This window comes from Haloferax chudinovii, assembly GCF_042663345.1.
Classification (GTDB): Archaea; Halobacteriota; Halobacteria; order Halobacteriales; family Haloferacaceae; genus Haloferax; species Haloferax chudinovii.
The window spans coordinates 162,429-174,482 of sequence record NZ_JBHTAB010000002.1 but is presented as its reverse complement, the minus strand read 5'-3'; the positions used below and the strand labels follow the sequence as shown (position 1 = coordinate 174,482).

Sequence of the window (12,054 nt, the reverse complement as noted above, 5' to 3'; positions counted from 1 at the left end):
TCTTTTTCCCGTCTCGCGTCGCGTTAGTGGTCGTCGAACAGTTCTTCGGGCGCGCCGCCGAGCGCCGAGAGCGCGTCGGCCTCGACGTGGTGGACCTCGCCGGGGATGACGAGCATGTGGAGCGGCTCGCCGAAGTCGCGTTCCGCGAGCGCCGAGAGGCGGTCCGCGGCGACGACGGGGTCCGGACTCCCCGCCCGGCAGACGGCCACGCCGAGGGCGTCGCCGTCCCAGTGTTCGGCGAACAGTTCCGCCGCGTAGTCGGCGGTCATGTACTGGTCGCCGTCGACCTCGACGCCGCGGCGGCCCTCCCAGTCGACCTTGATGTCGAGGTAGACGAGCGTGTGTAAGCCGAGGTCGCGGTTCGCTTCGAGGGAGTCGACGACGCTCTTCGGCACCGGGTCGCCGCCGTGGACGTACGGGAACGGGAGCGTGACGGCCTTCCCGAAGCGGTAGTTCTGAAGTCCCGTCAGACCGCTGGCGGCGGACTGGGCGGTCACGCCGTGAACGAGTCGCGTCTCGATGCCGCGGTCTTCCGCGCGGAGGCGGAGGTCGACGTGCGTGGTCGAAATCATCGTGTCGCCGGCGGTGAGAAACACGACGTGTTCGTCTTCCGCGGCGTCGAGTATCGGGTCGGGGTCCTGTTCGACGCCGGCGCGGTCCCGGACCTCGATATCGATGTCGTGGTAGGCTTCGAGCTCCGCGACGGTCGCGCCGACGAGGTGACTCGTGTAGAATTCCGCGAACGCGCGGTCGGCGTCCGCGAGCGCCTCGCGTCCCTCCACGGTGACGGAGCGCTCGTCGTACAGGCCGAGTCCGATGAACGTGAGCATGCCCGTGTTCTGTCGCGAGCGGTGATAAGCGGCGTGAACTCCGGTGAGACGGCCGACCTCATTGCGTGAGATTACCCAACACACTATTGTAGTTTGACGGAAAATATTACCTCTGTATGTCAACGGATAATCGTACACTAGAGACGGAGCTGTTCGGGCGGCCGGTGCGGTTCGACTACTCGGAGCGCTGGGTCGGCTACTCGCTGTTCCTGCTCAGAGTGGTGATGGGGTGGACGCTGTTCCAGGGCGGTGTCACGAAGCTCGTAACCTACTTGGATGCGGACCCCTCGAACAACTGGACTGCGGCGGGCTTTCTCGCCAACGGAATCCCGCAGGGGAATCCCCTGATGGGGGTGTGGGGTTCGATGGCCGGTAGTCCCCTTATCGATATGCTGAACATGTGGGGGTTGACGCTGGCCGGGCTGGCGATTATCTTCGGCGCGTTCGTCCGATTCAGCGCCTTCTGGGGCGCGATTATGATGCTGTTCTACTGGGCGGCGGCGCTCGAAGGCGGCATCCTCGCGGGACTGCCGCTGGCCCACGGCTGGGTCGTCGACGACCACATCGTCTACGCGGTGTTGCTGTTCGGCCTCGGCGCGTTCGGCGCGGGCCGCATCCTCGGTGTCGACGCCTATCTCGAAAACATGGAGTTCGTGCGGCGCAACCGGTGGATGGGCCTCGTCATGGGCTGAACGCCGCGCGCCGAGAGCGCTTGTTTCACCGTTCTCCGCGGACGAACTCGACGGAACTATCTCGAGTGCCGTGGTCGGTCCGACTGATGTCGACTCCTCGTGCGACGGTTTCCTGTCCGACGTGCGGACTCGAAGAGCGCTTTTCGAAGCTCGCGGACGCGCGCCTCCGAATCGAAGAACACCGCGCCGAGACCGGCCACGACCCCGCGTGGGAGTTGGGCCGGTTCGCCCCCGGCGTGGAGCAGATGGGCGACGAGGCGGGCGTCTGCGGCGTGAACCTCGACGAGAACCGCTGAACCGGCCCCCCACCGATTCGGGTCGGGCTCTCGCTCCGAGTCGCGTCGAGCATCGAGTCAGCGACTATGAGAGTCATAACAATACGACAGTCCCCCGAACGAGTGGGTATGTGGTGTGAACGGTGCGGACGAGATACGACGGTCCGAAGGCACGCGATAGACGAGTTCACTGGGTTCCTCTGTAGCGACTGTCGCGCGGTGTGGAATCGATTCACTTCGGCGTAATCGGCGGTCTCGGTTCGGGGGCCGCTCCTCGCGGACGCCGTGCGTGCGCCGACAGCGACTGTTTCGGCTGGCTCGATAGCCTCGTCCGATGGTCCGGAACGCGAGTCGCGAAGGCGATATACTGGTCGCCTACTGGTCAGCGCCGTCCTCGTCGAGGAACCCGTGATACGGGCAGACGAACTCGTCGCGGATGAGCTGTTCGTCGACGATGACCAGCCCGGCTCGGTCGAGTTCTTCGCTGATGCGGTTGAGGTCGTCGTGGTCAGTGCCGATGGCGTTCACGTACACGTTCCGCTCTCCGGTCATTATCTCTCGAACCGCGGTCACGCCGTGTACGTCGCGCGCCCGGTTTGCCAACGCGGAGCGCTCGGGCACGGGCGCGGTACAGATTATCTTCGTGTACAGCGGGTAGCCCGCGAGGTCGTAGTCGATGTCGACGTGATATCCGCGAACGATACCGCTGTCTTCGAGTCTGTTGAGACGCGTTCTGACGGTGCTCGACGAGAGGCCGAGTTTCTCCGCGATGTCGCTGGACGACGTTCCTCGGGCGTCCTGCTGGAGATAGTAGAGGATGCGCTTGTCTGTCGAGTCTAACTCACCGTCTTTCATACGTGACCTACTCTGGACTCGGTGTGATTATCAGTCTGTTCCATACCCGCGCTCGATGCGGTCGTTCGCCGTCGCCGACGACGCCGACGAGAGACTCGAGCTGGAATGACGGATTGGGTTTTCTAATCCATTTATTTGACGTACTGTCAAAATAATGCGCTAGTTTAAGGTCTTCCGTCACCGACGAGGGGACACACGGCCGGACCGAATGCCGACTCCACAATCAGCACACACATGACGTCGAATCCCCCCGTCGTAGACGAGCGACGCACGGACTGTGAACAGCGTATCTACTACGTCTTGGGCGGTAGACACCTCGGCTCTGCCATCGCCCGACATCTCCAAGCGGCCGGTCGCGCCGTCTACGTAATCGACCAATTCCACGATCGGTCAGAAATCGACGGCGTACGAGGCGACCCGGCGGACGTCCGAACGCTGGAGGCGGCTGGTGTCGCGGCCGCGTCGACGGTTGTCGTCGCCACGGCGTCCGACAGTCGCAACCTACTTATCGCCCAACTCGTCCGGGCCCGCTTCGACGTCGAACACGTCGTCGTGTTGGTCAACACGCCGGACCGCTTCGACATGTTCGCCGACGCCGGCCACGAGCCGGTCTGTGCGACGTCCGTCCTGTCGGGCACGCTCGCGGGGGCCGTATGAAGGAGTTAGAACGCGACCTCGGACTGCCGTCGGTCTTCGCGATAAGCATCGGTGCGATGATCGGCAGTGGTATCTTCATTCTGCCTGCACTGGCGCTCGAAGTCGCGGGCCCGGCGGTGATACTCGCCTACGCTCTCGCGGGCCTGCTCGTCGTGCCGGCCGCGCTGTCGAAGTCCGAGATGGCGACCGCGATGCCCAAGGCCGGCGGGACGTACATCTACATCGAGCGGGGGATGGGTCCGTTGCTCGGAACCGTCGCCGGCGTCGGCACGTGGTTCTCCCTGTCGTTCAAGGGCGCGCTCGCGCTGGTCGGCGGCGTCCCGTATCTGCTTCTCCTGTTCGACCTCCCGCTTCGACCGGTCGCGCTGGGCGTCGCGGCAGTGCTGATACTCGTCAACGTCGTCGGCGCGAAGCAGACGGGTCGCCTACAGGTCGGCATCGTCGTCGTCATGCTGGCCGCCCTCGGCTGGTTCGCCGCGGGGAGCGCCCCCAGCGTCCAGCAGGCCAACTACGCCGGCTTCTTCGACGCCGGTCTCGGCGGCCTCCTCGCCGCGACCGGCCTCGTGTTCGTCTCCTACGCCGGCGTGACGAAAGTCGCGAGCGTCGCCGAGGAGGTCGAAAACCCGGGGCGAAACATCCCGCTGGGTATCCTCGGCTCGCTCGCGTTCACGACGGTCCTGTACGTCGCCATCGTGGCGGTGCTGGTCGGCGTGACCGACCCCGGAAGCGTCGCCGGGTCGCTCACGCCGATGGCGGTGGCCGCCGAGGCGACGCTCGGGCAGGTCGGTGTGGTCGTGGTCATCCTCGCGGCCATCCTCGCGCTCGTCTCGACGGCCAACGCGGGCGTACTCTCCTCGTCGCGGTACCCGTTCGCCATGAGCCGAGACAAGCTCGCGCCGCCGTCGTTCTCGGCGGTGAGCGAACGGTTCGGAACGCCCGTGACCTCGATTACGCTCACCGGGGCGGTGTTGCTGGTGCTCATCGCGTTCGTCCCGATTCTCGACATCGCGAAGCTCGCGAGCGCCTTCCAGATTCTGGTGTTCGGTCTCATCAACGTGGCCGTCGTCGCCTTCCGCGAGGGGAACGCGGAGTACGACCCCGAGTTCACCTCGCCGCTGTACCCGTGGCTCCAGGTGTTCGGCGCTGTCACCGCGGCGCTCCTGTTGACGCAGATGGGGTCGACCGCCCTGCTCGGAGCCGTCGCCATCACGCTCGGGAGCGTCGTCTGGTACGTGCTGTACGCCCGTCCGCGGGTGAGCCGCGAGGGTGTCGTCACGGACGCCGTTCGCCGGAAAGTCGGAGAGAGCGCGCTCAGCCGAACGGAATCGGCGATGGACGAGCCGCCTCGCGAGGTGCTCGTCGCGCTCACGAAGGACCTCGATGACGGGCGCGAGCGGTCGCTCGTGACCGTCGCCGCAGACCTCGTTCGCCCCGACGACGGCCGCGTCGTCGTCGTCCGATTCGAGGAGGTTCCCGACCAGGTCCCCCTCACCGAAGCCGTCACGGCGCAGTCGTCCGCGGACCGCTCGTACGAGGCGCGAATCGAGGCGCTCGCGGCGGAACTGGACGTCGCCATCGAGGCCGACGAGATAGTGAGCCACGACACGAAACACGCGGTCGTCAACTTCGCGGAGGGCCGCGGGGTCGACACCATCGTGGCCGAACACGAACCGCTTCGACTCCGCTCGCGGCTGTTCGGCGACCCCATCGACTGGGTCGTCCGGCACGCTCATTGCGACGTGCTCTTGGTCGATAACCTCGGCTACGACCGTCCCGAGCGCGTCGTGCTCTCCGGAGACGGCGGGCCGTACCCGCCGCGAGCGGTCAGCGTCGCGGCGGCCGTCGCCGCCGCCAACGCGAGTGAACTGTTGCTTCAGCACCCGCCGAACCCGGAGATGACCGAACAGCACGAACGGACGGTCGGCGAGTATCAGGCCGACCTCTCGGCGTTGCTCTCGGTCCCGGTTCGTTCCGTGTCGCTCAGAGCGGACGGCGGGCGGCCGACGAACGTCGACGTGGTGGTCCGTCGCGCCCCCGCCCGCGGGCTTCGGAACGTCCGCTTCGCCGCCCGCCCGCCCGCCTCGAGTCCGCGGTGTACGACGATAACCGTCTACCCGCACGGCTCGCGCCGGCCGGGAGTCGCACAGCGACTGCTCGAACGGCTGACGTTCTAACCGACGCGTACTGCGTTTGGGTCAGTGGCCGCGGGTTCGCCTCGGTCGGGGGGACCGGCGCTCAGGACGGTGGCTTGTCCGCGAGTTCGATGGTGACAGTGGCCTCGTTTCCGGCGGCCGTGGTTCCGCTCACCGTCTCGTTCAGCGTGTCTTCACTGCGGGCGGTGAGGACCACCGAAGCACCCCCTCGGCGAAGCGTTCTGCGAGAGCCTTCCCGAGACTCCCGTTTCTCACTGCAAAACTGCCTGTGACACAGTCGACGGTCAGGCGAACCCACCCCTGAGCCGGGATGCGTCTCTCAGGGGTTGCGTCGCGGGACGGTGACGGAATCGGTAGTCGTCGGTGGAACGGATGCGAATTCCGGTCGCGAAGGTTCGCTTCGCTCTGGCTCGAATCCGTCCAGTTGCGCCCGTATCCGTTCACGAGGGGTCGAGCACACGAGGTGTTCGACGAGTTAGTTCGGTGAAAAAGTAAGCCGGTGGAGGGGATTGTGAACCTCACTCACAACGCTCCGCGTTGCTCGCTGGCTTAAATCCCTCCACGCAAGGCTCTTCAACCTCACTGTGTTCGATAGAAAGAGCCGGTGGAGGGATTTGAACCCTCGGCCTATTCCTTACGAAGGAATCGCTCTGCCAGCTGAGCTACACCGGCGCGGTGGGATTTCGAACGCATTCTTCCGTACCCCGGTTACGTAATTAAGACTTGCGAATCAGCCCGGTGTCTGCCGGTCGTCACCAGCCCGCTCACGCCCGCTTCGTCAGGCGAACGTCGAGACAGACGTTGTACTCGTGGGGGGCGTACGACCGGACGACGTGCTCGGTCACGACGTCGACCTCGTAGGTCGGTTCGGCGGCGGCGCGGACGGCGGCGAGTCCCGGGCCGAACGGGTCGTCTTCGTGTTGGATGTCGTAGAGATGAATCACGCAGTCGTCGCTCGCGAGGCGGACGGCGGTGTCGAGGAAGTCGCTGGCGCTGTGCGGGAGGTTCATGATGAGCCGGTCGGCCCAGCCCTCGTAGTCGTCGGCGACCTCGCGCACGTCGCCGTGAATCGCGGTGAGTCGGTCGGCCACGTCGTTTCGCGCGGCGTTCTCGCGGAGGAACGCGACGGCCGCCTCGTTGAGGTCGCAGGCGACGACCGCCGCGCCCGCGGCGGCGGCCGGGACGGCGAACGGACCGACGCCGGCGAACATGTCGAAGACGCGCTCGCCCTCGCGGACCGCCTCGACGACGCGGTGGCGCTCGGTCGCCAGTCGGGGCGAGAAGTAGACGGTGTCGATGTCGAGGCGGAACTCGTGGCCGTACTCGCGGTGGACCGTCTCGGTCGACTCGCCGACGAGCACGTCCCAGTCGCGGATGCGGAGTTCACCTTTGACCTTCGAGGCGCGGTTGACGACCGTTTCGGCCGTGAGGTCGGAGGCGACGATGGCGTCGGCGATGTCGCGGGCGCGGTCGGGGTCGTCCTCGTCGAGGATGACGATATCGCCCAGGCGCTCGTAGGAGGGTTCGAAGCCGAGCAGGTCGGCGGGCGTGGTCTGGGTCTCGCGGGCGGGAGGTTCGTAGTCGACGACCGCCAGGTCGTCGGGGACGGCGTCGGCGTCGACGACGGGGATGTAGAGCGTCCCCTCGGCGACGGTAATCTCGTGGTCGTGGTCGAGCAGGCCGGCGTCGGCGAGGCGTCGGCGCGCCGCCTCGCCCGACTCGCGGGGCACGCGGACGCAGGGGACGTTCATATCTCCACCACTGCGCGGTCCCGAGTAAGGGTGACGCTTCGCCGCAGGGCTCCGCGGACGCCGCGAGTCACCCCTTCCGGCGGGCGCGCCGCTCGCGGCGGTCGGCGTTCGAAAAAATCCGGGTTTCCCCGGTTCGCCCCCCGATTCGCTGGGTGTTCCGGGCGGCAACCCCCGAATCACACCTCGACGTGTTCGTGGTCGATGCCGAGGAACGACTCCGCGGTCTCGACCCAATCGGCGAACGTTTGAGTCCCCTCGTCTCGCTCGTGGGGGAAGACGGCCTCGATTTCGTCGCCCCGGAAGACGATACCCAGCGTCCGCGGAAGGACGACTGCGTCGTGTTCGGGCCCCATCCGACCGGAACCGACCGTCGACCGCTCGTCGAGCGTCGGGAGCGCGACCTCCTCGGTTCGCGCCCAGTGGCGACACTCGGCGAGTCGCTCGCGGACGACGGCGTCTCGATTCGTCGGTGCGAGGTCGGACTCCACGTCCACGTTCCGCCCCCACGTCCGGACGCACACGTCGTCGACGACCCCCCCGTCGGTGAGTCGTTCGAGTCGGACGATCAGCGCTTGGTGTTCCTCACCGAGGCCGTCTCGAATCGGCCGAATCCACAGTTCCACCCTCCGTTCGCCGTTGGTCTGCATGCTTCTCACCACCCGGTAGAGAGTACGCCCGATTCGGCCATAAGGCGAGCGTATCCTTCCCGGTGGCCGGGAATCGAGAACGCGAGCGAGCGTGACGCGACGGCTGTGTGGGGTGGGCGACGGGGCAGGCCGGGTTCGGTTTTATTCGCTCTGCTCGCGTCTGTGACGACATGTTCGACCACATCCTCGTCCCCACCGACGGTAGCGACCACGCGGCCCGCGCCGCCGGGTACGCGGTCGACCTCGCGGCGACTTACGGGGCCGCCCTGCACGTCCTCTACGTCGTCGACGTTCGAGTCGCCCACGCGGACGCGCCCGCCGATGACGACGAGTTACAGACGCGCGGGGAGAGGGCGGTCGGCGATGTCGACGCCCGCGCCGCCGACCGCGACGTGCCCGTCGAGACGGAGATTCGCGTCGGCCTGCCCCACGAGACGATAATCGACTACGGCCGAGAGCGCGACATCGACCTCGTGGTGATGGGGACCCACGGGACGAGCGGACTGGAACGCTACCTCCTCGGGAGCGTCGCAGAGCGGGTCGTCAGGCTCTCGGACGTCCCGGTGCTGTGCGTGCCGCCGGCTGGCGACGACTGATTCGGTCGCGCCGGGCTTTTCCCCGCGGCGTGCGAGTAGCCACCCGTGTTATCCGTCCCCGAACTGTTCGAATCGCGGCGGGACCGGTGGCGGACGCTCGCGCTCGCCGTCGTCGTCGTGGCGGTCGTCGCGCTGGTCGGAACGGCGCTCGTCGACCGCTTTCCATTTCTCGCCAACCCGACCGCGCTTCGGACGTGGCTCCTCGGATTCGGGGCGCTCGCTCCCCTCGCGTTCGTCGGCGTGCAAATCGTGCAGGTCATCGTCGCGCCCATCCCCGGACAGGCCCTCGGGTTCGCGAGCGGCTACCTGTTCGGCGCGCTCTGGGGAACGGTCTACAGCATGGTCGGCATCGTCCTCGGGACGGCGCTCGCGGTCGCCCTCGCGCGCGCTCTCGGCCGCCCGTACGTCGAGCGGGTCGTCACCGTCGACGCGCTCTCGGTGTTCGACGACGCGATGGAGACCCACGGGCTGGCCGTCCTCTTTCTCGTCTTCCTCGTCCCCGGCCTCCCCGACGACGCCGTCTGTTTCGCCGCCGGCCTCACCGACATCCCGGTCCGCAGGGTCGTCCTCGTCGCGGCGGTGGGTCGGCTCCCCGGCTTCCTGCTCGTGAACCTCGCGGGCGCGGCCGCCGCCGACGGCAACGCCGAACTCACCGCGGTGTTCGTGGGCGCGTTGCTCGCCGCCTCGGTCCTCGGCTACCTCTACCGCGACCGACTCATGGGCGCACTCGGGTCGCTTACGGGGTGAACAGCCGGTCGTTAAGCCACACCAGACACAGGTTCGCCGCGAGGAACGGGGCGAACGCGCCCGCGACCCAGCCCCACTCCGTGAGCCCGAGCGGAACGACGCCAAAGAGGTCCACGACCGGCGTGTACAGCAGGACGAGGTGGAGCGCGAGCGACAGGCCGACCGCGCCGAGGAGCCACGGGTTCGAAAGCGGCGACAGTCGGTAGCGGAGCCGAACCGACTGCGTGCGGACCAACTCGGCGGTGACGAGGAAGGTAAACAGCACCGTCTGGGCGACGACGAGGTCGCCGGACCGGTCGAGCGCGTAGAAGAACACGCCCAGTCCGGTCGCGGTGAGCGCGACGCCGATGCCGAGAATCGAGGCCACGGTCCGGCGGTCGAGGACGCCCTCGTCGCGGGGGCGCGGCGGCCTGTGCATCACGTCGCTCGACTTGGGGTCCGCGCCGAGCGCGAGCGCGGGGAAGCCGTCGGTGACGAGGTTGAGCCACAGGAGCGCGACCGGCGTGATGACGAGCGCCGACTCGGACGCGAACACCGCGGGGAACAGCGCGGCCCCGAGGAGCGTCCCGAGGAAGACGACGAGCACCTCGCCGGCGTTCGCCGACAGCAGGTAGTTGACGAACTTGCGGATGTTGTCGAAGATGCCGCGGCCCTCCGCGATGGCGTCGCGGATGGTGACGAAGTTGTCGTCGCGGAGCACCACGTCCGACGCGCCCTGTGCGACCTGCGTCCCGCGGTCGCCCATGGCGATGCCCACGTCGGCGTTGCCGAGCGCGGGCGCGTCGTTGACGCCGTCGCCGGTCATCGCCACCGTGTAGCCCGCGTCTTGGAGCGCCCGGAGGATGCGGACCTTGTGCTCGGGCGCGACGCGGGCGAACACGTTGGTCTCCTCGACGACCCGGCCGAGTTCCTCGTCGTCCATCGCGGCCACCTCGGTTCCCGTGACGACTGAGTCGGCGTCGATGCCGACCTCGCGGGCGATGGCGCGGGCCGTCCGCGGGGTGTCGCCGGTCGCCATCGTCACCCGCACGCCGGCGTCGAGGCAGTCGGCGACCGCCTCGGCGACGCCCTCGCGCGCCGGGTCGGTCATGCCCTGCAATCCGAGGAAGACGAGTCCCGATTCGAGCGTCTCGTCGTCGGCGTCGGGGTCCGCGCCGGGCGCGTAGGCGAACCCGAGCACGCGGAGCGCGTCGTCGGCGAAGGCGGTCACGGTCGCTTCGACGCGCTCGCGGCGCTCGTCGGTGAACGGCTCGATTCCGCCGTCGACGAGGACGCGGTCGCATCGCGCGACAATCTCCTCGGGCGCGCCCTTCACGAGCGCGACGGGGCCGTCGCCGGGCGCGTCGAAGTCGTCCACCACGACCGACATCCGCTTTCGCTCGGAGGTGAAGGGGACCTCGCGGAGCCTGTCGTCGGGGTCGCGCGAGCCGTCGAGGCCCGCGTCGGCGGCGGCGCTCACGAGCGCGACTTCGGTGGGGTCCCCGCGGTGGTCGCCGCCGTCGAGTTCTTTGGTGTCGTTACAGCGGGCACCGCAGGAGAGGAGCGCCGTGAGTCCCGGGTCCGGGTCCGAGGCGGTCTCCGGTGCGGACACGGCCGACGCGTCGCCGTGTTCGGCCGCGGCCGATGGGCCGCCGTTTTCGGACGCGGCGACGGCCGACGCCGACCCGCCGCCCAGTTCGACCGTCCGGTCGTCCGGGAGCCACGCGCGGGTGACTGTCATGCGGTTTTCGGTCAGCGTCCCCGTCTTGTCGGTGACGATGTAGTCGACCGCGCCGAGGCTCTCGACGACCGCGAGGTTGCGGACGAGTGCGTTGCGCTCCATGAGCGTCCGCGACCCGAGCGCGAGGGTGAGAGTGACGACAGCCGGGAGCCCCTCGGGGACGGCCGCGACGGCGAGCGTGACGGCGACGAGGAGGACGACCACCGGGTCGGTCGCGGTGAGGAACAGCTGGACCGCCGCGATGAGCAGGATGAGCGCGACGATGCCGACGCCGATGCGACGGCCGAGGCGGTCGACCTCGATTTCGAACGGCGTCTCGCGCTGGTGGGCCTGTCCGAGCTGGTCGGCGATGGCCCCGAGTTCGGTGTCCATCGCGGTGGCGACGACGACGGCCTCCGCGCGCCCCCTGACCACGGTGGTTCCGGCGTGGAGGACGCTCCCGCGGTCGGCCAGCGCCGTGTCGGCTTCGACCGGTTCGTCCGCCTTGTCGACCGGGACGCTCTCGCCGGTCAGCGTCGACTCGTCGGCGCGGCAGTCGGCCGCGGTGAGGACGCGGGCGTCGGCGGGGACGGCGTCGCCCGCTTCGAGGACGACCACGTCGCCCGGCACGACCTCGGTCGCGGGGACCGCCCGAATCGACCCCCCGCGGCGGACCGTCGCGTCCGGCGTCGCCATCTCCCGAAGCGCCGCGAGCGCCTGCTCGGCGCGGTAGTCCTGCACGAAGCCGAACAGGCCGTTTCCGAAGAGGATGAGCAGGATGAGCGCCGCGTCGGTGTAGCCCGGTTCGCGGCCGGGCAGGAGGCCGACGGCGAGCGAGAGGCCGGCGGCGACGAAAAGCAGGAGGATGAGCGGGCCGGTGAACTGCGAGACGAGGAGCGAAAGCGGCGAGACGCCCTCCTCGTCGGCGAGCTCGTTCGGCCCCTCCTCGTCGAGTCGGCGGGCCGCGTCGTCGGGGTCGAGCCCGTCGCGGCTCGACCCGAGTCGCTCCAGCGCCGCCTCGCGTTCGAGCGCGTGCCACGGGACGCCCTCGCGTCCGCTCGCTTCCTCGGCCTCTCGATGCCCGGTTGCCTGCTCGTGCACGGTTCGACTGAACGACACGAACCGACGTATGTCCACCGGCGATTGTCACCC

At 68.3% G+C, this 12,054-nt stretch carries 11 protein-coding genes and 1 tRNA gene; 6 read left to right on the top strand and 6 right to left on the bottom strand.

Translation table 11 applies throughout. The features are described from left to right. Nucleotides 1-23: 23 nt before the first annotated feature. A complete protein-coding gene (gene dph5, locus ACFQI8_RS05095) occupies nucleotides 24-830 on the bottom strand; it encodes a diphthine synthase (RefSeq protein ID WP_390243188.1) in 807 nt (268 codons plus the stop codon). A 116-nt stretch (nucleotides 831-946) separates the two neighbouring features. On the opposite strand from dph5, the gene ACFQI8_RS05090 reads away from it, so the two are divergent. Both ACFQI8_RS05090 and ACFQI8_RS05085 read left to right on the top strand, forming a co-directional pair. After that, a complete protein-coding gene (locus ACFQI8_RS05090) occupies nucleotides 947-1,522 on the top strand; it encodes a DoxX family protein (protein WP_390243187.1) in 576 nt (191 codons plus the stop codon). An 86-nt stretch (nucleotides 1,523-1,608) separates the two neighbouring features. Beyond that, nucleotides 1,609-1,818 carry a DUF7542 family protein gene (locus tag ACFQI8_RS05085; protein ID WP_390243186.1) on the top strand — a complete coding sequence of 70 codons (210 nt, stop codon included), beginning with the start codon at nucleotides 1,609-1,611 and terminating at the stop codon, nucleotides 1,816-1,818. Between the two features lie 354 nt (nucleotides 1,819-2,172). On the opposite strand, the gene ACFQI8_RS05080 is transcribed toward ACFQI8_RS05085, so the two are convergent. Beyond that, nucleotides 2,173-2,652 carry an Lrp/AsnC family transcriptional regulator gene (locus ACFQI8_RS05080; protein ID WP_390243184.1) on the bottom strand — a complete coding sequence of 160 codons (480 nt, stop codon included), beginning with the start codon at nucleotides 2,650-2,652 and terminating at the stop codon, nucleotides 2,173-2,175. Between the two features lie 234 nt (nucleotides 2,653-2,886). Here ACFQI8_RS05080 and ACFQI8_RS05075 point away from each other — a divergent pair, with 234 nt between their 5' ends. Continuing rightward, entirely contained in the window at nucleotides 2,887-3,309 is a 423-nt protein-coding gene (locus ACFQI8_RS05075) for an NAD-binding protein (RefSeq protein ID WP_390243183.1), read from the top strand. Then, nucleotides 3,306-5,483: an amino acid permease gene (locus ACFQI8_RS05070; RefSeq protein ID WP_390243181.1), complete on the top strand. Its 2,178-nt coding sequence runs from the start codon at nucleotides 3,306-3,308 to the stop codon at nucleotides 5,481-5,483. Before ACFQI8_RS05075 ends, ACFQI8_RS05070 begins: the two co-directional genes overlap by 4 nt. A gap of 578 nt (nucleotides 5,484-6,061) precedes the next feature. Here ACFQI8_RS05070 and ACFQI8_RS05065 read toward each other — a convergent pair. From ACFQI8_RS05065 to ACFQI8_RS05055, 3 genes are all read right to left on the bottom strand, one after another. Further along, nucleotides 6,062-6,134, bottom strand: a tRNA-Thr gene (locus tag ACFQI8_RS05065). 92 nt (nucleotides 6,135-6,226) lie between these two features. Continuing rightward, nucleotides 6,227-7,213: a class I SAM-dependent methyltransferase gene (locus ACFQI8_RS05060; protein WP_390243179.1), complete on the bottom strand. Its 987-nt coding sequence runs from the start codon at nucleotides 7,211-7,213 to the stop codon at nucleotides 6,227-6,229. Nucleotides 7,214-7,389: 176 nt separating this feature from the next. After that, nucleotides 7,390-7,860 carry an HTH domain-containing protein gene (locus ACFQI8_RS05055; RefSeq protein ID WP_390243178.1) on the bottom strand — a complete coding sequence of 157 codons (471 nt, stop codon included), beginning with the start codon at nucleotides 7,858-7,860 and terminating at the stop codon, nucleotides 7,390-7,392. Between the two features lie 170 nt (nucleotides 7,861-8,030). On the opposite strand from ACFQI8_RS05055, the gene ACFQI8_RS05050 reads away from it, so the two are divergent. Next, the gene (locus ACFQI8_RS05050) at nucleotides 8,031-8,456 is read left to right on the top strand and encodes a universal stress protein (protein ID WP_390243177.1); all 426 of its coding nucleotides are present in this window, start codon (nucleotides 8,031-8,033) and stop codon (nucleotides 8,454-8,456) included. Nucleotides 8,457-8,501: 45 nt separating this feature from the next. Next, nucleotides 8,502-9,203: a TVP38/TMEM64 family protein gene (locus ACFQI8_RS05045; protein WP_390243176.1), complete on the top strand. Its 702-nt coding sequence runs from the start codon at nucleotides 8,502-8,504 to the stop codon at nucleotides 9,201-9,203. Here the strand turns inward: ACFQI8_RS05045 and ACFQI8_RS05040 are convergent. Next, the gene (locus tag ACFQI8_RS05040) at nucleotides 9,193-12,039 is read right to left on the bottom strand and encodes a cation-translocating P-type ATPase (protein ID WP_390243175.1); all 2,847 of its coding nucleotides are present in this window, start codon (nucleotides 12,037-12,039) and stop codon (nucleotides 9,193-9,195) included. The genes ACFQI8_RS05045 and ACFQI8_RS05040 overlap by 11 nt on opposite strands. Between the last annotated feature and the right edge of the window lie 15 nt (nucleotides 12,040-12,054).